General features: G+C 67.9%; 16 protein-coding genes. 4 read left to right on the top strand and 12 right to left on the bottom strand.

The window, feature by feature from the left end; genetic code table 11:
* Positions 1-282 precede the first annotated feature (282 nt).
* Positions 283-843, bottom strand: coding sequence for a dihydrofolate reductase family protein (locus NOCYR_RS26605; RefSeq protein ID WP_014353515.1), 561 nt, complete (start codon positions 841-843; stop codon positions 283-285).
* Between the two features lie 442 nt (positions 844-1,285).
* On the opposite strand from NOCYR_RS26605, the gene NOCYR_RS26600 reads away from it, so the two are divergent.
* Positions 1,286-2,668, top strand: a complete 1,383-nt coding sequence (locus NOCYR_RS26600; RefSeq protein WP_014353514.1) for an alpha/beta hydrolase — start codon at positions 1,286-1,288, stop codon at positions 2,666-2,668.
* 41 nt (positions 2,669-2,709) lie between these two features.
* Here NOCYR_RS26600 and NOCYR_RS26595 read toward each other — a convergent pair whose 3' ends face one another.
* A complete protein-coding gene (locus NOCYR_RS26595) occupies positions 2,710-4,092 on the bottom strand; it encodes a lipase family protein (protein WP_048833752.1) in 1,383 nt (460 codons plus the stop codon).
* 2 nt (positions 4,093-4,094) lie between these two features.
* On the bottom strand, positions 4,095-5,363 hold the full coding sequence (locus NOCYR_RS26590; protein WP_014353512.1) for a hypothetical protein: 1,269 nt from the start codon (positions 5,361-5,363) through the stop codon (positions 4,095-4,097).
* 470 nt (positions 5,364-5,833) lie between these two features.
* Between NOCYR_RS26590 and NOCYR_RS26585 the strand changes: the two genes are divergently transcribed.
* Positions 5,834-6,355 (top strand): hypothetical protein, encoded by a 522-nt coding sequence (locus NOCYR_RS26585; protein WP_231855997.1) that lies wholly within the window; start codon positions 5,834-5,836, stop codon positions 6,353-6,355.
* 75 nt (positions 6,356-6,430) lie between these two features.
* Here the strand turns inward: NOCYR_RS26585 and NOCYR_RS26580 are convergent, their stop codons facing one another.
* Entirely contained in the window at positions 6,431-7,093 is a 663-nt protein-coding gene (locus NOCYR_RS26580; protein WP_014353510.1) for a hypothetical protein, read from the bottom strand.
* 191 nt (positions 7,094-7,284) lie between these two features.
* Positions 7,285-8,316, bottom strand: a complete 1,032-nt coding sequence (gnd, locus tag NOCYR_RS26575) for a phosphogluconate dehydrogenase (NAD(+)-dependent, decarboxylating) (protein WP_014353509.1) — start codon at positions 8,314-8,316, stop codon at positions 7,285-7,287.
* 1,379 nt (positions 8,317-9,695) lie between these two features.
* On the opposite strand from gnd, the gene NOCYR_RS26570 reads away from it, so the two are divergent.
* Positions 9,696-11,645: a VanW family protein gene (locus NOCYR_RS26570; RefSeq protein WP_231855996.1), complete on the top strand. Its 1,950-nt coding sequence runs from the start codon at positions 9,696-9,698 to the stop codon at positions 11,643-11,645.
* A gap of 26 nt (positions 11,646-11,671) precedes the next feature.
* Here the strand turns inward: NOCYR_RS26570 and NOCYR_RS26565 are convergent, their stop codons facing one another.
* The 3 genes from NOCYR_RS26565 to NOCYR_RS26555 all read right to left on the bottom strand — a co-directional run bounded on the left by NOCYR_RS26565 (position 11,672) and on the right by NOCYR_RS26555 (position 15,787).
* A complete protein-coding gene (locus tag NOCYR_RS26565) occupies positions 11,672-12,406 on the bottom strand; it encodes a helix-turn-helix domain-containing protein (RefSeq protein ID WP_014353507.1) in 735 nt (244 codons plus the stop codon).
* Positions 12,407-12,715: 309 nt separating this feature from the next.
* Positions 12,716-13,804: a DUF4185 domain-containing protein gene (locus NOCYR_RS26560; protein ID WP_048834471.1), complete on the bottom strand. Its 1,089-nt coding sequence runs from the start codon at positions 13,802-13,804 to the stop codon at positions 12,716-12,718.
* A gap of 147 nt (positions 13,805-13,951) precedes the next feature.
* On the bottom strand, positions 13,952-15,787 hold the full coding sequence (locus NOCYR_RS26555) for an acyl-CoA dehydrogenase (protein ID WP_014353505.1): 1,836 nt from the start codon (positions 15,785-15,787) through the stop codon (positions 13,952-13,954).
* 233 nt (positions 15,788-16,020) lie between these two features.
* On the opposite strand from NOCYR_RS26555, the gene NOCYR_RS26550 reads away from it, so the two are divergent.
* Entirely contained in the window at positions 16,021-16,626 is a 606-nt protein-coding gene (locus NOCYR_RS26550; RefSeq protein WP_014353504.1) for an alpha/beta family hydrolase, read from the top strand.
* A gap of 13 nt (positions 16,627-16,639) precedes the next feature.
* Here the strand turns inward: NOCYR_RS26550 and NOCYR_RS26545 are convergent, their stop codons facing one another.
* The 4 genes from NOCYR_RS26545 to NOCYR_RS26530 all read right to left on the bottom strand — a co-directional run bounded on the left by NOCYR_RS26545 (position 16,640) and on the right by NOCYR_RS26530 (position 20,790).
* On the bottom strand, positions 16,640-17,329 hold the full coding sequence (locus NOCYR_RS26545) for a class I SAM-dependent methyltransferase (RefSeq protein ID WP_014353503.1): 690 nt from the start codon (positions 17,327-17,329) through the stop codon (positions 16,640-16,642).
* Positions 17,330-17,357: 28 nt separating this feature from the next.
* Positions 17,358-18,581, bottom strand: a complete 1,224-nt coding sequence (locus NOCYR_RS26540; RefSeq protein WP_014353502.1) for an erythromycin esterase family protein — start codon at positions 18,579-18,581, stop codon at positions 17,358-17,360.
* Positions 18,582-18,763: 182 nt separating this feature from the next.
* A complete protein-coding gene (locus NOCYR_RS26535) occupies positions 18,764-19,843 on the bottom strand; it encodes a DUF4185 domain-containing protein (protein WP_175587286.1) in 1,080 nt (359 codons plus the stop codon).
* Between the two features lie 185 nt (positions 19,844-20,028).
* On the bottom strand, positions 20,029-20,790 hold the full coding sequence (locus NOCYR_RS26530) for a crotonase/enoyl-CoA hydratase family protein (RefSeq protein WP_014353500.1): 762 nt from the start codon (positions 20,788-20,790) through the stop codon (positions 20,029-20,031).
* Between the last annotated feature and the right edge of the window lie 113 nt (positions 20,791-20,903).

Below are 20,903 nucleotides of genomic sequence, written 5' to 3'. Positions count from 1 at the left end.
TTTCGCGTCGGCGGGAGTTACCCGGCGAACTTCGGAACCGAGACGCAGTCGCAGGCTCACGAATAAATCGGCAGAATCTTGCCGATCTGTCTGAAATCGCTACCTCCAGCGGTCCTGGACGGCGGCAATCGGCAATATACTGCCGATTTGCCTTTCCCCTGCGTCGGGTCGAACGCGAGCTCCGTTTCAGGCGGGCCGAACTCGCTGACTGACCTTGGCGATATCGCGGCTACCGGCGGTTGCCGCGAGGCGGCGTGCCTGCGGCTCGCAGGCATGTCCGGTTCAGCGCTTGCGCCGGTGACGCAGGTAGGCGACGGTCGGGCTCAGGGCTCGCGACTCGACCAGCTCCAGTTCGAGGGACTTGGCGCGGGGCGGGAAGAACGGGATGCCGGCGCCGACGATGATCGGGTAGACGAACTGGCGGTATTCGTCGATCAGGTCCTCGGCGATGGCGGTCGCGGCGAGGGTGGCGCCGCCGATCTCGACCACGCCGTCGCCGGGCTGATCGCGGAGCCGGGCGAGCTCGGTGGCGAGATCGTCGGTGGCCAGGCGGGCGTTGCCCTGCACCGAATCCAGGGTCTTCGAGAACACCACCTTGGGGATCGGGCGCCAGATCCGGGCGAACTCCAGCTCGTCCTCGTCGGTCATGGTCTGCTCGGCGGTCTCCCACACCAGCATCGCCTCGTACAACTTGCGGCCGCACACGAGCCCGGCCAGATTGCGGGTCTGCTCGATGTGGAAGCGGAAGATCTCCGGCTCCGGGGCCGTCCAGCTGATGTCGTCGTCTGGTCCGGCGATGAAACCGTCCAGCGAGACACTCATCGAGTACGTGACGGGAAGCACCGGCTACCTCCTCGGTGACGGCGGTCGATTCGGGACGGAACGTCCTCATCATGCCCGCTCAGTGCGGATCCGACAGCCGGAATGAACGACAAGGTCTGCCCGGCGAGCTCGGCTGCGCTCGATCCGGAACGCGACTCGTTGTCCCGACGCAGCACCCGCGATAACCTTCCTTCAGGAGGGGATTCATATGCACGCCAGGTGGTTTCATCGCGGTGCTGCGTTTGTCACCGTTGGCGCGGCTCTCGCGACCGCCGTGGGGCTCGGCGCCGGATCTATCGGCTCGGGAGCCGGATCAATCTGGGCGGATTCCGGAATCACCGACGCGGCAGCGCGATTTGCCCGGACCGGGCCTGGACTGGGCGGAGCGGAGCCGGGACTCACCAGAGCGGGGGCCGAGCTTGTCGGCGCGGGGGCCGGACTCGAGCCGTTCGAGCGTCAGCGCGTGGTCTGGCATGCGTGTCCGGACCCCGATCTGGCCGCGGTGCGCGGCGAATGCGCGGAGATCAGGGTTCCGCTCGATTACAGCGCGCCGGGTGGGCGGACGATCGGCCTCGCGATTTCACGCATGCCCGCGACCGACCCGGCCCGGCGGCGTGGGGTATTGCTGACCAATACCGGTGGCCCGGGCGTGCCCGCATTGAATCCTGGCCAGGGGGTCCGCAGTGGGCTGTCGGCCGAGGTGCGGGCGGCCTACGACCTGATCGGGTTCGACCCGCGCGGGGTCGGCCGGTCGGCGCCGGTCGCCTGTGGATGGCCGGCAGGCCGTGTACCGGGCGGCGATGCCCAGCCAGGTCCGGATCGAGCCTCCTTCGACCGCAATGTCCAGCGCGCGGCGCACTTGGCCGCGCTGTGCATCGGGGCGGAGGGCGCGGCGCTACCGCACATCAACACCCGCAATACCGCGCGCGATATGCGGATGATCGGTGGAGTGCTCGGCGAGTCGAAGATCAGCTATTACGGGCCGTCCTACGGCAGCTACCTGGGAGCGGTGTTCACCCAGATGTTCCCGGAGCACAGTGACCGGATCGTGCTGGACAGCGTGGTCGACCCGGAACGCTACTGGCTGGGCCTGTTCCAGGATTCGGGCCCAGCCACCGAGGCCGCGTTGGCCGAATGGGCGAAAACGGTGGCTGCCGAACAGCAGCAGTTTCAGCTGGGTGACAGTACCGGGGCGGTGCTGACCACGGTTCGGGACCTCATTGCGCGAGTGGCGCAGCGGCCGATCGAGATCGCTGGACTGAGCGTCGACGACGACAACTTGCTCACCGTACTGAATCTCGCACTGTCGTATCCGATGTACACCGCCGAATTGGCCGAATTGATCCAGCAGCTTCGCGCCGTGGGTGACGGCCATGCCGTGCAACCGATCCCGCTGTGGGAAGTGATGCGCGGATGGGTCGGGTCTGGCGGCCTGTTCGAAGCGCATATGGCTATCAAGTGTGGCGACGTCGCCGCACCGCGTGATCCGGAGTGGTACTGGGGCAATATCGAACGCAGCAGAATCGAGTGGCCGATCTTCGGACCGCTTGCCAACAACATCGCGCCGTGCGCATTCTGGCCCGCACCGTTGGAGCCGCCGACTCGGATCCAGCATTCTGTACCGGTACTGCTGCTGCACGCCGACGGCGATATCCGCACTCCCTACTCGGGTGCGCAGTCCATGCGCCGGCTGATGAGCGCGTCTCGCTTGGTCACCCTGCGCGATACGCGATGGCACAGTGTTCTCACGCTCCAGAATCCCTGTATCGGAGCTGCGGTCGACCAATTTCTGCTCGACGGCGAACTGCCGCAGGCCGATATGGATTGCCGTCGCACCGGCGCGTGAGCCGCCCGGCCACCATCACCCGGCCGGGCGGCGCTCACCCGTCAATCGAACTGCGCATCCAGCCAATCAATGGTCTGCATCCCGAAAAGATCGGTGCCCCAACCGTAAAGATCGGTGATCATCCGGACCATGCTGCAATTGGACGGCGCATAGGTGACGTCGGTCCCCTTGGAACGGTAGATATCGGCCAGCTCACGTGAGTCCGCGGCCGGGACCAGGGACATGAACGAATCGTCTGCCGCGCACGAAGTGATGAGCACCTTGGATTCCGGCGTGCCCGCGTGGCCGAGGACATTGTCGTCGTAGACGTGCTGGAAGGCCGGTTCGTCGGCGGGGTTGAGGCCCGACTTGAACAGCATGTTCAGCGGGACGAACGGCATGCCGAAGTAGGCCGGGGTCTGGCATTGGGTGCGGAAGAAATCGGCGATGGCTTTGCCTGCGGGATTGAGCTTTTCGTCGATCTTCATCTCCGGATACCACGGCTCGAGCCCGAGCAGGGTCGCGAAGGCGAAGCCGGAGCCCACCGAACCGTCGGCCACGCGCATGAAGTTGCGCGGCTTCACCACCATGCCTTCCAGCACCGTGGCTTTCACATCCAGCTCCGGTGCGTAGGTGGGCTGGAGTTCGGCGGAGAAGCCCGCGCCGACGCCGCCACCGGCGATACCGAACAGACCCACCTGGGCCTTGGGGTCGAGTCCGGCCTCGCGGAAGTTCAGAGCCGCGCGGGCGCCGTCGAGCTGGGCGTGGGCGGCGAACTTGCCCGCGAAGACGCCGTGCGGTTTGCGGTCGGCGTCATTGCCGACATCGGAGATCATCACCGCGTAGCCCTTGCCGAACAGCATGGCCAGCGGGCCGAGCGCCGACCAGGACGCGCCGTCGAGCGGGTCGCCGCCGGTCCACTGGGTGCTGGGATGGCAGGACGCGCCGACGCTGTCGTTGGCCTCCTGATAGGAGATCAGCTTGCGCTGGTCGTTCGGCTTACCGTCGACCGGGATCATCAGGATGCCGGTGCTGATCACGGGCGTGACGCCGTCGACGCCGGTGGTGACGTACATCAGCTTGTAGGCATCGAGGTTCGCCGGCTTCACGCCGGAGAACAAGACGTCGACCTTCTTGGATTTCAGCACTGTGCCCGGCTTTTCGTCGCCGGTCAGCGGGGGCTCCTGATAGAAGGGGTCGTTGGCGAGCAGCGCTTGGAAGGCTTCCTGCGGTGAGGCGAGGGTGGCGCCCTGGAGCGTGCCGATCACATACCCGTTGAACACCTCGCCGAGTCCGGGCGTGCGCGGCGGGACGAAGGGCGCGGGCTGCTCGGGTTCGGGTTGGGCGAAAGCGATGCCGGCACCGGCGAACAGCGTCACCGCGGCCGCGGACAGCGCGGTGAGGGCACGGAACCGGGACGGTCGCGTGAATCGTGTTGCCTTCATGGTCAATTCACCGCCATTTCCGCGCCGACCGGCGTCACCTTCATCTGCCGCACCGCCGAATCCAGCAGCTGCGGGATATTCAGCAGCGGGCGATGCGATTCCATTTGGATTTCGTACGGCGTGCGCATAACCGCTTCCAATGCGGGCCAATTGTTTTCGACCTGCCACTTGTATTTGGGCAGCAGCTCGGAGGTGATGTAGTCCCAGCGGGCATCCAGCACCGACCAGTTCCAATCCGGCAGCGGCATCGTCAACAGGGCGGGCCTGCCGTCGGCCATGGTGAACGGAATCCGCACCGGATTGAATTCCCGCGGTGGCGCCACCCCGGCGACCGACGGTGAACCGGCAGCGCCGCTGACGTAGGTGATGGCCTCGCCGACCGCGCCCTTGTACGCGCGCACCTTGTCCCACTGGGCGCCGATGGCCCATTCCTGTTCACGCCGCAGCAGAGTCGCGTTGCCGTCGGCGATGCGGTCGTGGTCGCCGGAGGCGATGCCGCGCCAGGCATTCATGATGTCGGCGCCGAAGAGGCCCGCGGCCTGGAATTCCTCGAGGGCGGGCAGCCCGCCGGTGACGTAGGCGTCGTGCATCGGCATCAGATCGGAGAAGATGTTCTTCTGCATCACCAGGATCATCCCGATGATGTAGTGCAAGTCCTCGGGGGCGATTCGCGGTCCCGCCTCGGCGAGCGCGGCCAGCCCACGCGGCAGCATGGCCACCGCCTGCGGGCCCGCTGCCTGTTCGACGGCGGCGATCACACCGCGCGCCGATTCCGAGAGCCCGGGCAGCGAGTAGATGTTGCTCATCAGCTCGAAGTCGATGAGGCCGCCACCGAAGTCGGCGCCGACCTGGCCACCCATGCCCGCCCATTGCAGTTCGCGGTGGGCCAGTTGCAGGTCTTCGTAGTAGCGGTAGGACCTGATCAGGTTCTGCCGGTTGGCCTCCACGCCGGCGCGTGGATCCCACGTCCGCAGGTCGATTCCGGCCTTGTTGGTGGCGTCCACCAGCCAGTATTGGTAGAGCAGCGCGGCGTAGCGCGTGGGGGCGACGCCCTCGGCGCGGGCCTGATCGAGCAGGCCGCGCAACTGAGCCGCGTCGTAGGGCAGATCCGGATGCACCCCGCCCGGGCCCGCTTCGGCATTGCGGTTCACCAGCGGCAGATCCAGATAGCGGTCGAGTTCGCCGGCGGACGCAGGCGCCGTGGCCAGGCCCAGTCCGACCGCGGCCGCGAGCAGCACCACCGCCGCGCGTAGCACCATTCCGATACGCATCAGCCGTTCAGCCTTCCTCTCCGCACGCTCGATTTCTTGATCTCGAATTCAAGAAATGCGCGATGTGACAGCACATTTCCCGCGGATAGCCACATTCCGAACTGACCGGCTCGGATGCCGAAACACCGATCGATCACCACCCGGCCCCGACAGCCCAGCAGGTTACGAGCAGGTAAACACACCCTGACCGGCAAATGCAACCATGCCACGCGCCGCGGGTGACGTCCGCGGATTCCGCGGAATCGGAAGGAGATCGCCTGGTAATGGCGACCGTATCAGCATCGCCGCGCCGCGCATTGCCGTCGATTTCGGCAGCCTGCACCATGCGAAAGATCACAAGGTGGTAACGCCGATGCGGCCGGAATCCCGAACCGCCCGTACTCGGCGCGCTTGTCGACCAAGTGGGCGGTCATGGTGGTCGGCGACACGACCTCGACAACCAGCGCCGTGTCCGCTACAGCGGGTTTGCGGTGGTTGAGCGCGACAGACCGCGATCCCGGAGGCAATGGCGGGTTCGGGTTCGTGAGCGGACGCTGTTCAAGCACAGTTGGCCTGCCTGGCCGATCGTTTTCTGCGATCCTGAGTTCGTCGCAGTCTCCTCCCGAGGTGCTCGTATGCTCAAGCCGCTTTTCGTCATCACCGCGATCTATCTCGCGGGCGTCGGTCTGGCGTTGATCTTCGTGCCGTCGCAGTTCGGCGTCGGGGCGGTGCCGGAGGATGCTTCGCCGGAACTGATCGCACTGCTTCGGCTGTTGGGTGGGCCGCTGCTGGGGATCGCGGTGTTGAACTGGACCTCGCGTAATGCGGAGGCGGTGGCGGTGCGGGGGACGGTGGTGCTGGCGAATATCGTCGGCTTCGGTGCCGTTGCCGCCAATGACATTTGGGGCGTGATCAGTGGTGAGGCGCGTGACCTCGCGGCGGTGTTTCTCGTCGTGCACCTCGGCTTCACGCTCGGTTTCGGGTACGCGTGGGTGCGCAGCCGGGAGGCGTGAAAGTCGCGGCAGGCCAGCGCGGTGCAGCGGCGGACTACGCTGCTGCGTCGCGTCCGCCGAACCGAAACATAAGTCTCAGATGGTGGCGGGCGCCGGTTCCGGCGTTGGTACCGGCCCCAGCGTGCTGTGCAGGTTCGCGATGACGTTGCGGCCGAGCGCGTTGTTGCCGACGCCGCCGATCACCGCGCCGATACCGGCCGGAATCACCTTGCCGAACATGAGCACGCCGCGTTTCACCATGAACTGCACCAGGAATCGCTTCATGGGCGAGTCGTCCATGCGGTTGAGGCCCGGGATCCAGTTGCCGAGCGCGTCGGCCCATTTACCGGCCGCGTGGCCCGCGGTCTGGCCCAGCGCCTTCGTCCCGGCCTGGCCGAGCACCACCGCCGAGACCAGGCGTTTGTCGAGCACGTCCTGCGGCGACATCTCGTAGACGGCGGCGGCTCCCGTGGTCAGCACGCTCGAGGCTTCCAGGAACACCAGCGTGTCGGCGCCGGTCGCGAACAGGGCCACCACCGTGCCCACGCCGGGCACCGCCGCGCTCAAACCCACGCCAACACCGCTCGCGGTCACCGCGACCAGGTACTGCCGCTCCAGCCGGCGCACGATCTGCTCGGGCGATTCCTCCGGATGCCGGTCGCGCAGCCAGTACGCGTACTTCGCCACCACCGGCGCCTGCGCGTGCGCGGCGCGATCCAGCGCCGACACGACACCCTTGTCCAGGAATTCCCGCAGCATAGAACCAGCCTCCTAGCCTCCCGCCGTGGCACGGCGGTCGTTCGGTACTCAGAGTCGACACCCGGGCGGCGTCGATCCGCACGCGCAACCGCGGATGATCCTGATCACCCGGCCGGCCGGTCGCGCCGAATATAACCCGGTTACCCGCGGGCGGACCGCCGACGCGCAAGTCGCGGAAGTGGTTGCGGTTCTCACTCCTGCGGCAGCTCGTTGTGCCCGCCGAAGGCCTTGCGCATGGCCGAGAGCATCTTGTCGGCGTAGTGCGCTTCACCGCGCGAGGAGAAGCGCTGGAACAGCGCGGCCGAGAGCACCGGGACCGGGACGCCGATGTCGATGGCGGCGTCGATGGTCCAGCGGCCCTCACCGGAGTCGGAGACGCGGCCGCCGAAGGAGTCCAGGTTCGGGTCGGCGTGCAGGGCGGCGGCGGTCAGATCGAGCAACCAGGAGGCGACCACCGAACCGCGCCGCCACACCTCGGTCACCTCGGGGATGTCGATGTCGTAGCGGTAGTACTCGGGGTGCTCGAGCGGAGTCTCCTCGGCCGAATGCGCGCCGCCGTCGTATCCGGTGCCGTAATCGGCCTTGTGCAGGATGTTGAGGCCCTCGGCGTAGGCGGCCATGGCGCCGTACTCGATGCCGTTGTGCACCATCTTCACGAAATGCCCGGCACCGGCCGGACCGCAGTGCAGATAGCCCTGCTCGGCGGGGGAGGGCTCGCCGGTGCGGCCGGGTGTGCGCGGCGCGGCGTCCACACCGGGCGCGATGGAACGCAGCAGCGGATCCAGGTACTTCACCGGGCCTGCCTCGCCGCCGATCATCAGGCAGAAGCCGCGGGTGCGCCCGAAGACCCCGCCGGAGGTGCCGATATCGACGTAGTGGATGCCCTTGGGGCTCAGCCGCTCGGCTCGCTGGATGTCCTCGTGATAGCGGCTGTTGCCGCCGTCGATGATGATGTCGCCCGGCTCGAGCAGTTCGGCGACCTGATCGATGACCGCGCCCGTCGCGCCCGCCGGGATCATCACCCACACCACGCGCGGGGTTTCCAGGCGCGAGACGAACTCGGCCAGATCGGTGGTGCCGGAGAACGCGGCGTCCAGCTCGGCGCTGAGTTCGTCGATGAGCGGCGCGTGCCGTTCATATCCGACGGCGGTGTGCCCGTCGGCGACGATCCGGCGCACGATGTTGGCGCCCATCCGGCCGAGGCCGATCATTCCCAGCTGCATGCCATCATCTCCTCGTTCGTCGTCACCCCTGGTCGTGCCCGATTGTCCCGCGCCGGAGGAAATTGATGTGGCAGGCGGGTGTAACGCGGCGAATGCGGCACCGATAGACAGATCGGCTCCGTGTAGTTGCCAGACCCCCGACCCGGCAACTGCACGGAGCCTTTTGGTGTGCGAACTGCAACTTTGCCCGCGGTTTGCTGGATCGCGATCCAGTGTGATCTGTGCGGCACTGACGTGGCCGACCCCGACCGTTATCGTTGGGCGAGCGCGCGCACCGCGCGAGAACTTGTAACCCGATGTGGGGAGGACGATTCGTGACCGGCGAGTCGAACACCGGACGCGGCGAGAGATCCGAGCCCGCCCGCCGTACCCAGCCCACCACCGGCGGGCTCCGTCAGTTCCTCGAATCGGCCCGCGCCCAGCAGCAACAGCAGCGCAGGGAGGCCGAGCAGGCGCAGTCGGCTCAGTCGCCGCAGGAGCCTCAGCAACCGCAGCGGCCCCAACAGTCACTCAGTGACCATCGGCACCCGCAGCCCCAGGATTCACCGGCGGCTCCCGGTCTAAACACCCAAAGTCCGCGCGATCTCGAGCGACCTGCCGGTGCACCGTCCGGCGAGATGCCCCCGGCGAATCGGCCCGCCGCCGATCGCCCCGCACCCGATCCCGGATTCGGACGTGCGACCTCGCCTCTGGACCGCGCGACCCTGCGCCTGCCCATGCCATCCGCCCCCTCGTCGCCGAGTGCGCCCGGCCACTCCGAGCCGGCGCCGGAACACCTGACCCAGCGCCTGCCGGTCCAGCCGGATCACGCGCGGCCCCACTCGCAGGATCCGCGGCTGCACCCGGAGAGTGCTGGGTCGCAAGCGGAGTTCGCTCGGACGCATGCGCAGGATGTTCGGCCGCAGGCGGAGAACGCTTGGCCGCACTCGGGGGATCCGCGGCCCGTGGATTCGTCGCCCCAGGAACCCCTGACGCAGCGGCTCCCCGTCCCGCCCGCCCCGGCTGTCCCCTCCTCCCGTCCGGCCGACCAAACCGCCGAGACCGACGCCCTGCCCGTTGAGCACGCCGGCAGGAACAGGCCCGGGCGTCCCGGCCCTGCCGCCGGTGCGGCGGCCGGCGGACCCGGCGCTGGTGCGGGCTCTTCGAGCGCCGCCGGTCGGCCCGGTCCATCCGCTGATTCTCCGGATGGTGTGCCTCACCTCGGCCTGCCGATGGAGGCATCGAACGGCGCCGGCTACCCCGGCCCGTCTGCCGATGCACCGATCGGGCGCGGTCGCCCCGGTCGGTCCGATGATGTGGCGAGTGCGACGAGTCGGTCCGCTGATGGGTTCAGCGGCGCCCGGGCCCCCGGGCAGCCCGTGGATCCCCCGACCGAGGTCATGAGTGCCGTTCCGCCCACCAGTAGCGCGCGCGACAACGGCCAGGAGTCGACCCTGCGGTTCGCGCCGCCGTCCGGGGACGGGCAGGGCGTGGCCGCCGGAGGGCACGACGGGGGAGCGCAGGAACACCTCGCCTACTCGGCGCCGAACCGCGCGGAGCACGGATCGGCCGACGACGAGTCTCTTCGTCCGCCGGCTCCGCGCGCCCCGGGTGAGCGGCGCCCGATTTCCCGGCAAGCGGACGAGTCGAAGAAGCGCCCGGAGTTCCTGCAGATCATGCAGTCGCCGAAGGCGCGCAAGATCGGGATCGCGGTGGGTGCGCTGTTCGGCCTGGGGCTGCTCGGGTACGTGGCCGATCTGGCGATGAGTTCGGGCGACGTGCCGCGTGGCGTGGTGGTCGCCGGGGTCGAGATCGGCGGTATGGACAAGGCCGCGGCCGATGCGAAACTGCGCGCGGAACTGGACGGCCGGGCGGGTCGGGAACTGCCTGTGACGATCGGCGATGTGCAGACCACGCTGGTGCCGGGGTCGGCGGGGCTGAGCGTCGACTGGGACGGCACCTGGGATCGGATCGGCGGGCAGCCGCTCAACCCGGTCACCCGGTTGACCTCGCTGTTCGGCACCGAAAACGTGGACGCTGCCACCGCCGTCGACGAACAGGCGCTGAACACCACGCTCGACGGCCTGCGGGTGCACGACCGGCCGACGGTCGAGGGCACCATCGTCTTCGAGAACGCGCAGCCGGTGGCGGTCGCCCCGGTCCCGGGCCGGGTGCTCGACGCTGCGGCGGCGCGCGAGGTCCTCGTCCACGACTGGATCACGGCCACCCAGCTGAACGTGCCGGTCGCGCCCGCGCCGGTCGCCGTGCGACAGGACGCGATCGATCAGGCGTTGCAGCAGATCGCGCAGCCCGCGGTGTCGGCGCCGGTGATCTTCGACGGCAAGGGCGGCAAAGCCCAGCTGGCGCCCGAGCAGATCGCCACCATCGTGTCCTTCGCGCCCGACGGCCACGGCGGCCTGACCCCGCGCATCGACCAGAAGGTCGCCACCGACCTGCTGGCTCCGCAGCTGAAGGAGTCCGAGGTCGAACCCAAGGACGCGACCTTCACCCTCGCCGGCGGCAAGCCCACCGTGGTGCCGTCGGTGGTCGGCGACAAGATCAATTGGCCGAAGACCCTCGAACCGCTCGCGACCCTGCTGGCCGCGCCCGCGCCGCAGCGCACCGCACCGGCGGTCTACGAGAAGGTCGAGCCGAAGCTGACCACCGAAGCGGCCGCAGGCCTCGGCATCGTCGAGCCGATGGGCGAATTCACCACCAGCGGGTTCAGTGGACCGTCCGGGGTGAATATCCGCACCGTCGCCCGCGAGGTCAACGGCGCGGTGGTGAAACCCGGAGAAACCTTCTCACTCAACGAGTTCACCGGTCCGCGCGGCATCGCGGAGGGTTATGTCGAATCCGGCATCATCGATCACGGCCGACCGAGCAAAGCGGTCGGCGGCGGGATCAGCCAGTTCGCCACCACCCTCTACAACGCCGCCTATTTCGCCGGCCTGGAAGACGCCGGCCACACCGAGCACAGCTATTACATCTCGCGGTATCCGGCGGCCCGGGAAGCGACGGTCTTCGACGGCGCCATCGATCTGAGTTTCCGCAACAACACACCGAACGGCGTCTATATCGAAGCCACCGCCAACAATTCCGAAGTGACGGTGCGGATCTGGGGCACCAAGACCGTCGAGGTGGAATCCATCACCGGCGAGCGCACCAAACCCACGAAACCCAAGACCATCACGTTGCCCAAGGGCGACGGCTGCATCGCGACCGAGGGCGCCGACGGTTTCACCGTCAGCGACACCCGGGTGATCACCGATATCGCGACCGGTAAAGAGATTTCGCGAACCACGCGGACCGTGAAATACGATCCGATCCCGATCGTCAAATGTGAGTAGCGGGCCGCGCTGCCCGGCGTGGGCGATCAGCGCCCGGCGCCGGGCACCAGCCGGTACAGCATCCACGGCCGCATCGGGAACTCCGGCGCGTAGATGCGCGCGATCATCCCGCGCTGACGTCGCGTGACGGGATCGCGCACCAGTACCCGATCCCGGTGCAGCTCGTCGGGCCGCAGCGGCGCCGCCCACAGCTGATCCCATTCCGGTGTCCGGGAGCAGCGGTCGGCGATCTCGGCGATCCGCTTGTCGTCGGCGAGCCCGGGTGACAGCACCCGGAACGCGTTGACCAGCAGTCGCGCCTCGGCCTGCCAGTCGGGTAGCACCGCCTTCGCGGCCGGATTCAGGAACATCCATTCCAGCGCGTTGGTCCCGGCCTCCACGCCGGGAAACCACCGCTGATACGCGGAATTGGCGGCGACGATATCGAAGGTCGGCAATACCTGGAAACACGCCGGGTGGGTCAGGCTGCGCAGATCCGCCAGATCATCGGGCGTGGGCGTGTCCGGTACGGCGCCGATCCCGCTGGGCAGGTAATCCGGCCGGGTCAGGGTGCTGATATGCCCGCGGAACCACACCGGAACCTGCAAGGCGTCGAACAGTTGCGTCAAGGTTTGCGAACTGGGTTCGCGCGCACCGCTTTCCACCTCCTCGGCGATCGTCCGCGGAATCCGTGCCCGCACCGCCATTTCGCCGCAGCTCATTCCCACCGAATGCCGCCGCTCGCGCACGTATTCGCCGATCGTGTAGCGCTGTTCGATCATGTCCCCTCACCGCTTCCGCCAGAAACCACGAAACCGGCACGCCAGAGTGTGCTGAATTACGCCTCTGCCGCGCCGGATGTCCACATTGCGCACAACTTGCCTACCGAGAAGGGAAACGATAGGCGCCGATCCCTACCTCGGCGTATCGCTACACCGAGTCGTCGCACATTCGTTACCCCTGCCCTTCGAATGCATTGGAGCGAAAGGCAATCGGTACCGCGGGCAGAGTATGGCATACCTGACCGGGTGCGGCCGGAAGCGCCATGCCCGGACTGGGAGCCGGCACATGAACCGGCCCGGGTGGGCGAACTACAGCGGCGTGCGCATCAGGATGACGTTGTACTGGTTGTGCACGGTGAGCAGGAAGTACAGGTCGCTACCGGTCTGATAGGGGTAGATCATCGGCGCGTAGGCGGTGGGGAGGGCGGCGGCCTCGATCAGGGTGCGGGGCGGGCTCCACGGGCCTTCCGGGGCAGGCGCGGTGCGCAGGACCACCGAGTTGGCGGGGTCGGTGGTGAGCATGACGTAGTGGCCGAGGTGGTCGTTCCACTGCACCGACAGTTCGGCGACCCCACCGACAATGGGCGCGGCGGCCTTGGCGTCGTTGGGTTTCCAGCCGTGGCCATCCCAGTACTCGTAGGCATCGAGATTCGCGATCTCGTGCTCTTTCACCCGGGAGATGTATCCGGCGTGGTCGCGACCGGCCGGGGTGCCGTACTTGTAGACGTAGCCCCCGCTCTTGACGAAGGCGTTCTGCTGGAACTTCTCGAAGCCGTCGACATTCGCGCGGCGGGTGGTGGGCAGCTGAGCCCAGGTCTGGCCGCCGTCACCGGAGACGGCCAAAGTGGCGAAATTGGTCTCCCACTTGCCGTGATCACCCCAGTGCCGCACCGACATCATGGACATGTACTGCACCCCGCCCACGGAGATGCCCGCCGTGGGGATGAGGCTGATCTCGATACCCGGAATCTTCGGGCTGGGCAGCGGATTGGGCACCACGCCGTCGAACATGATGCCGTCCGCCGGGTTCGGGTCGTGGCTGCGGAACAGCACATTGCTGGTCCACGCCCAGACGCTGCCCGCGAGCAGATTCGGCACGCCGAGCCCGGCGCTGTCGCCGAAGGCGGTGATCATCCCGCCTCGCCCGTCGTCCCACATGATGCCCAGGTCGGTGCCGAGCACGTTGACGTTCTGCGTCCGGTTCGGGCTGTCCATCCCGGTGACTTGGAAGACGGCCTGCGTCGGCCCCGGCAGTGCGGGCAGTCCGCGCGGCTGACCGTTCAGGCCGGGAATCGGATTGACATTGTTCGGGTCCGCGATGGCGGGCCCCGCCAGAACCATCGAACACACCGCACCCACCGCCCCGGCGCGAGCGAGCGCGGCCAACGACCGGTTCAGCTTCAACGTTTCCTCCTGGCCAGATCCCACCTGTTCCGAACGCAAGAGAACCTTAACCGGGACGACCGGCAGCTGCCAGATACAGCGAAGCGGCCCGGACGAATCCGGGCCGCTTCGATCATGCTGTTATCGCTCGGGTGCGCTGCCTCAGAAGGCGGCCTCGTCGAGCTCCATGATGTCGTTGTCCAGGTTCGACAGCACGGTGCGGGTGGAGGTGAGCTCCGGCAGGACGTTGCGGGCGAAGAACTGCGCGACGCCGACCTTGCCCTTGTAGAACGCCTCGTCGGCACCGGTGGCGCCCTCGTCCAGCTTGGAGCCGGCCACCTCGGCCTGACGCAGCAGCTGCCAGCCGATGAGCAGGTCGCCCACGGCCATCAGGAAGCGCACCGAACCCAGACCGACCTTGTACAGCTCGGTCGGCTGCTCCTGGGCGCCCATCAGGTGCCCGGTGAGGGTGGCGGCCATGGCCTGTACGTCCTCGAGCGCGGTGGCCAGCAGCTTGCGCTCGCCCTTCAGCCGGCCGTTGCCCGCCTCGGAGTCGATGAACTTCTGGATCTGGCCGGCCACGTGCGCCAGGGCCACACCGCGGTCGCGGGCGATCTTGCGGAAGAAGAAGTCCTGCGCTTGGATGGCGGTGGTGCCCTCGTAGAGCGAGTCGATCTTGGCGTCGCGGATGTACTGCTCGATCGGGTAGTCCTGCAGGAAGCCGGAGCCACCGAAGGTCTGCAGCGATTCGGTCAGGTACTGGTAGGCGCGCTCGGAACCGACACCCTTGACGATCGGCAGCAGCAGATCGTTGACGCGGAACGCGGTGTCCTTGTCCGCACCCGAGACCAGCTCGGCGATGTCCTCGTTCTGGTGCGCGGCGGTGTAGAGGTAGATCGCGCGCAGGCCCTCGGCGTAGGCCTTCTGCATGGCCAGCGAGCGACGCACATCCGGGTGGTGGGTGATGGTGACGCGCGGGGCGGTCTTGTCGGTCATCTGGGTCAGGTCGGCACCCTGCACCCGCTCCTTGGCGTAGGCCAGGGCGTTCAGGTAACCGGTCGACAGGGTCGCGATGGCCTTGGTGCCGACCATCATGCGCGCGTTCTCGATGACGTCGAACATCTGCGCGATGCCGTTGTGCACCTCGCCGACCAGCCAGCCCTTGGCGGGGATGCCGTGGCCACCGAAGGTGACCTCACAGGTGGCCGAGACCTTGATGCCCATCTTGTGCTCGACGTTGGTGACGAACACGCCGTTGCGGTCGCCCTTGGTCTGGGTCTCGAAGTCGAAGTGCCACTTCGGGACGTAGAACAGCGACAGGCCCTTGGTGCCCGGGCCGGCGCCCTCGGGGCGGGCCAGCACAAGGTGCATGATGTTTTCGAACAGGTCGTCGGAATCACCGGAGGTGATGAAGCGCTTGACGCCCTCGATGTGCCAGGAGCCGTCCTCCTGCTTGATGGCCTTGGTGCGGCCGGCGCCGACGTCGGAGCCCGCGTCGGGCTCGGTCAGCACCATGGTGGCGCCCCAGTTGCGCTCGGCGATGATCTGGGCCCACTTCTTCTGCTCATCGGTGCCGTTGTTGTAGAACACCTGCGCGAAACCGGCGCCGGCGGCGTACATCTGCGCGGGCGGGTTGGCGCCGAGGATCATCTCGCCGAGGGCCCAGCCGACGACGCTGGGGGCGCCGAGGCCACCGAGCTCTTCGCGGACCGGGACCTTGGCCCACTCGCCGTCTTCGAGGGCGCGGTAGGACTTCTTGAACGACTCGGGGAGAGTGACGGTGTGGGTCTCCGGGTCGAAGACCGGCGGGTTGCGGTCGCCGTCGACGAAGGATTCGGCCAGCGGGCCCTCGGCCAGGCGCCGGACCTCGTTCAGCATTTCCTTCACGGTGTCGGTGTCCAGGTCACCGTAGGCGCCGCTGTCCAGCAGCGAACCGATGCCGAGCACCTCGAAGAGGTTGAACTCCAGGTCGCGGACGTTGCTCTTGTAATGGCCCATGTCTGCTACTCACTCTCCATCGAGTTGGTGCGGTCGGTTGTTCTGCCGTTCCCGCCCGTTGTCGCCTCCGGGTAGCCATACCGGTTTTCCGCATGCTACTCGCGGGTAACTTATTCGCCATATTACCGGCCAGTAAGGCGGTCGCAAAGACGAAAACCGCCAATGTGACGCGATGAACACGCCGCCCGCCACCGGGCCCGGGGCTGGCAGCTGACCTGCGGTTACTGTGAGGTGTGCGGATCGAGACGAGTGCCGGGCCCGCCGAGGTGCAGCTGCGCAAGCCGCGCGCGGCGACCTTCCTGCTGCTGCTGACTCATGGCGCCGGTGGCGGCGTCGATGCCAAAGACATTCTGGCTGTTCGCGATTCGGCACTGGCCGAAGGCGGGGCGGTCGGTCTGGTGACGCAGCCCTACCGGGTCGCGGGCGGACGCGCACCCGGGTCGGCGGTGAAGCAGGACGCCGCCTGGGTGGAGATCGTGGACGCCGTGCGCCGGCGCGCGGGCAAGAAACTGCCGCTCATCCAGGGTGGGCGCAGTAACGGGGCGCGGGTGACGTGCCGGACCGCCGTCGAGGTCGGCGCGCGCGGGGTGATCGCCCTGTCGTTCCCGTTGCATCCGCCGGGGAAACCGGAGAAATCCCGGCGCGAGGAGCTGCTCGCGCCCGGTGCGATCGAGGTCGTGGTGATCAACGGTGGGAGCGATCCGTTCGGGATCCCGGACCCCGGCGACGCCGCGGAGGTGTGCGTCATCCCTGGTCAGCCGCATTCTTTCCGGGCCGGGTTCGACGTCATCGGTGAGACGGCGGGTGCCTGGTTGCGGCGGTGGAGCGGCGGGCCGTAATGGGTGCCGCCGCTCACTCGGCCGGCGGCGCAGGCTCCGGATCGAGGTGGGCGCGGGTGGCGATGACGAGGGCGTCGATCGCGTCGCGGCCCTCGGTGGGGCGCTGGATGCGGTCGGCGACGCGGATGTGGATATCCGGTAGACCGGCCAGATCGGTGACGATGTCGTCGGGTGTGAACAGGATGTCCGGGTCTTGGGGGCCGCCGTAGCCGTCGGTGAGGTTGGTGCTGTCGTGGCCGAGCACCAGCAGGGTCGCGCCGGGGCTGAGCAGCTGCGCCACCTCCCGCACCAGCGGGCGGCGCTGAGCGGCGGGCAGATGCAGGAACACCATCAGCACCAGTTCGTACGGGCCGGTGATCCCGGTGTCCGCGAAGTCGGTGAGGTCGGCGCACTGCCAGGTGAGCCGTTCCCGGACCGAACGCGACAACCGGCTCGCGACCGTACGCCCCTTATCGATGCCGACCTGCGAGAAATCCACCGCGTGCACCCGCCAGCCATGGGTGGCCAGCCACAGCGCGTTGCGCCCTTCCCCGCAGGCCAGATCGAGGGCGCGCGGCAGATCGGGGACGACGCCGTCGGGGTCCGGGTGCAGCGGCATCACCCGATCCAGGCCGAACACATGCTCAACCACCGTGCTGTTCGGCGGTGCGCCCCACACCAATTCACCCTGCGCGTACCGCGCATCCCATTCGGCCGCGTCCATGAGGGCCAGTGTATTGACGCCTATGAGGTCAGGCGTCGAACTCCGGCAGCCAGTCGACGGGGGTCGTCGCGCGGATGTGGATCAGCATGTCGAAGGCATCGGTGAGCGAGCCGACCTCGACGAACGCTTCGTCGTCCTTGGCCGGGTCGTAGATTCCGCTGATCGTGCGCAGTTTCGCCGGACCGCGCCGCCACCGGTCGACCTGTTCGGGTGCGTCGCCGTGCAGATCGACAGCGAAGGCGGGCAGGTCGACGGCTCCCAGTTGCGCGTCGAGCAGATCCGGCGCGGGGTCCGGTACGATCGCGAGGCCGAGGTCGCCGTGGTGGAAGCCGATCGCGACGGAGCTGTACCGCTCGCCGAACTCGGCCCGCAGATGGACGCCCGCACCCCGGAATTGTGCCTGGTCGGTGCGCCCGACTCCCGCGCTCGAGGCCGCGGTGTGGCCGAGCCCGTCCCAGTAGACGATCTTGGCGCCGGTGCGCCGCTGCCGCTCGATGATGGTCTCCGCCGACCGGCGTTCATCCCTGGCGAACCCGCCCTGTCCGGCGACGCTGTGCTGATGGAAATCGACGATCATGCGCATGCGCGCGGCGATGTCGTCGGGGACGGCGGGCAGTTGCTCCAGCAATCGCAGGGCGTCGCGGGCGTGGTCGACGAACGGGCGGCCGGGATGGATGCCCCGATGACGCTGCACATGCTCGTCGATGCGGTGCGCGGTGCGGATCGGATCGAGATGGGATCGCAGCTGCGCCAGCGCCTCCGGGGAATCCCGGCCGACGTGGTCGAGCACCACGTCGTAGTCGGTGGGTTCGGCGGCCGGCGGTTCGATGCCGAACACCGTCACGGGGTCGTCGGGATGTTGTTCGTTGAAGTCCCGGATCCAGTCGAGGGCGGCCACCATCTGCGCGGTCCGCCACGGCCGCCAGGCCCCGCCGAGCGCTGCGACCGGATCACCCTGACCGGTGCGCACATACGCGTCGAGCCGCTCGCCGGATCGGGCACCGTCCTGAATCGCCAGCGCGCGGAAACCGTGCTGTAGCACCAGGGTTCGGAAGATGCGCTCGCGCACTCCGAACGTCTGGCGGGAGAACCGGGTCGACTCGCCGAGCCCGACCACCGTCGCCTCGGCGAGCCGCGCGGTCAGCGGATCGAGATCGGCTCCGACGGCGTCGGATTCGGTGCGCACCGGCTGGGCGCGGGCCCGCAGCCACTGCTGCACTTCGGTGATATCCGAGTCCACTCGAGCGGTCATGACGTCCTCCTGGTCGATCGTGCGTGGGACCAGGCTCGTACATCAACCATTGTTCAGGTCAAGACGCGCCGCTCGGACTTGCGCGGTCGCCGTGACATCCGCCGAATCCGCCTCGGGCAGGCCCGAACATGCCGATGCCCCGCGCGATCAGGCGCGGGGCACCGTGACAGCGGAACCGGAATCTACAGCCGCGTGCGCATCAACAGCACGTTGTACTGGCTGTGCACCGTCGTCAGGAAGTACAGATCGCTGCCGGTCTGGTACGGGAAGATCGACGGCGCGTACGCGGTGGGCAGGGCGCGGGTGTCGATCAGCACCTCGGGCGGGCTCCACGGGCCCACCGGCGAGGACGCGCGGCGCATGACGACCGAGTTCCACGGGTCGGTGGTGAGCGAGATGAACTGGCCGAGATAGTCGTTGTACATCACCGACAGCTCGCCGACGCCGTGCATGATCGGCGCGGCCTTGTTCACATCGCGCACCCAGCTGCTGCCGTCCCAGTACTCGTAGGCGCCGAGGTTCTGCATATCGGGTTCGCGCACCCGGGAGACGTAGGCGGCGTTGTTGCGGCCGGACGGCGTGCCGTAGACGTAGACGAAGCCGCCGTCCTTCAGGAAGGCGTTCATCTGGAAGTTGGCGTTACCGCCCTCATTCGGCCGCCGGGTCGCGGTGAGATCGGCCCAGGTCTCGCCGTTGTCGGCGGAGGCGGCCAGGCCGGAGAAGTTGGTGGTCCATTCGCCGGGCGCGTCCCAGGTCTTGACCGACATGGTGCTCATGTACTGCACGCCGCCCACCGAGATGCCCGCGGTGGGGATGCGGCTGATCTCCAGGAACGGAATCTTCGGGCTCGGAATCAGATCCCGGGCCTGGCCGAAGACATCGCGCACCACGCTGTCGAAGTAGATGCCGCCGGAGGGGTCCTTGGTGTGGCTGCGCACCAGAATGTTGCTGCGCCAGGCCCACATGCTGCCCGCCAGCAGGTTCGGGAAGCCGAGGCCGGCGGTGTCACCGAAGGCGGTGAGCATCTCGCCGTGCCCGTTGTCCCACATGATGCCGAGGTCGGTGCCGAGCACGTTGTAGTTCTGGGTGACGTTCGGGCTGGCCATGCCCGTCACCTGGAACACGGCCTGGGTGCGCCCGGGCAGGTTGGGCAGGCCGTTGGTGCCGTTGAGCACCGGGATCGGGTTGATGGCGTTTGGGTTTGCCGTAGCCGGGGTAGTCGCGGTGAGGAGCAGGGCCGAGGCGCCCGCGAGCGCGGACATCAGGAGGGACGCGGTTCTGCGCACTGGGTCGGGCCTCCGGGGTCGCGCCGAAATGGGCCTCGATCCACGGAACGCACGCGTGTGTCGTGCACCACATTTCGACTGGCTGGCAAATCGTCGGAAATGCTAGCAGTGAAATCCCCAGAATTGGGGGGTTGCGCCTTCGACCGGCCGATCCCCCAAAACTATTTCGGTGTTTTTCCACCCGATCCCAACGCCCGCCGGATGATCAGCGGCAACTGCGCGGCACGCTCGAGTGCGAAGGCGCGGCGGGCCGAGGCCTGCCAGGTGCGGTCGATCAGGCGCTTGGCGGCGGCGACGGCCTCGGGCGGACGGGCCGCGATCCGATCGGCGAGTTTCTCGGCCTCGGCCAGTGGATCCGCGCTGAGCTCGGTGACCAGGCCGATGCGGGCGGCGTGCGCGGCGTCGACGATGTCGGCAGTCATGGCGAGCAGCAGGGCCTGATCGGCGCTGACCAGCCGGGCCAGCGTCGCGGTGCCGGTCATGTCCGGGATCAGGCCGTATTTGGCCTCCATGATTGAGTATTCGGAATCGGGGGTGGCGAAACGGAAGTCGGCGGCCAAGGCCAGTTGCAGACCGCCGCCGAAGCAGCGGCCGTGCACGACGGCGATCACCGGCACCGGCAACCGCCGCCACGCCCAGCACGCTTCCTGGAAGGTGTTGGTGCCGCGCCACGGCAGCGGGACGAAATTGCGCACGATGGCCAGCGGATCGCCGGTGGCCTTGGCGATATCGAGGCCGCTGCTGAAGCTGGGCCCGTTGCCGGACAGGATGACCGCGCGCACCTCGCGCCGCTTCGCCACGGTATCCGCGGCCTCGATCAGATCGCGCAGCATCTCGATGGTGAGGCCGTTGTGCTTGTCCGGCCGGTTCAGCGTGACGTAGGCGCGTTCGCCCTCGAATCGCACCGCGATGTGTGAGCCCATGGCATTATCTTACTCTGCGGTAAGTTCGGCCGTGGGGCGCTTTCGAGGACTCGGGGCCGCACTGGTCCCGGGCGCCGGTTCGCTGAGCGGGAGAGCGAACCGAAGCCGGGTCA

Origin of the sequence: Nocardia cyriacigeorgica GUH-2 (assembly GCF_000284035.1) — a bacterium.
In the GTDB taxonomy this organism is placed as follows: Bacteria; Actinomycetota; Actinomycetes; order Mycobacteriales; family Mycobacteriaceae; genus Nocardia; species Nocardia cyriacigeorgica_B.
This window is presented reverse-complemented; position numbering and strand designations above follow the sequence as displayed.

Bases quoted from the DNA above. Each gene is read 5' to 3' on its own strand.
- NOCYR_RS26595 (WP_048833752.1), bottom strand. From the start codon at position 4,092: ATGAAGGCAACACGATTCACGCGACCGTCCCGGTTCCGTGCCCTCACC.
- NOCYR_RS26590 (WP_014353512.1), bottom strand. From the start codon at position 5,363: ATGCGTATCGGAATGGTGCTACGCGCGGCGGTGGTGCTGCTCGCGGCC.
- NOCYR_RS26580 (WP_014353510.1), bottom strand. From the start codon at position 7,093: ATGCTGCGGGAATTCCTGGACAAGGGTGTCGTGTCGGCGCTGGATCGC.
- gnd (WP_014353509.1), bottom strand. From the start codon at position 8,316: ATGCAGCTGGGAATGATCGGCCTCGGCCGGATGGGCGCCAACATCGTG.
- NOCYR_RS26570 (WP_231855996.1), top strand. From the start codon at position 9,696: ATGAGTGCCGTTCCGCCCACCAGTAGCGCGCGCGACAACGGCCAGGAG.
- NOCYR_RS26565 (WP_014353507.1), bottom strand. From the start codon at position 12,406: ATGATCGAACAGCGCTACACGATCGGCGAATACGTGCGCGAGCGGCGG.
- NOCYR_RS26555 (WP_014353505.1), bottom strand. From the start codon at position 15,787: ATGGGCCATTACAAGAGCAACGTCCGCGACCTGGAGTTCAACCTCTTC.
- NOCYR_RS26545 (WP_014353503.1), bottom strand. From the start codon at position 17,329: ATGGACGCGGCCGAATGGGATGCGCGGTACGCGCAGGGTGAATTGGTG.
- NOCYR_RS26540 (WP_014353502.1), bottom strand. From the start codon at position 18,581: ATGACCGCTCGAGTGGACTCGGATATCACCGAAGTGCAGCAGTGGCTG.
- NOCYR_RS26535 (WP_175587286.1), bottom strand. From the start codon at position 19,843: ATGTCCGCGCTCGCGGGCGCCTCGGCCCTGCTCCTCACCGCGACTACC.
- NOCYR_RS26530 (WP_014353500.1), bottom strand. From the start codon at position 20,790: ATGGGCTCACACATCGCGGTGCGATTCGAGGGCGAACGCGCCTACGTC.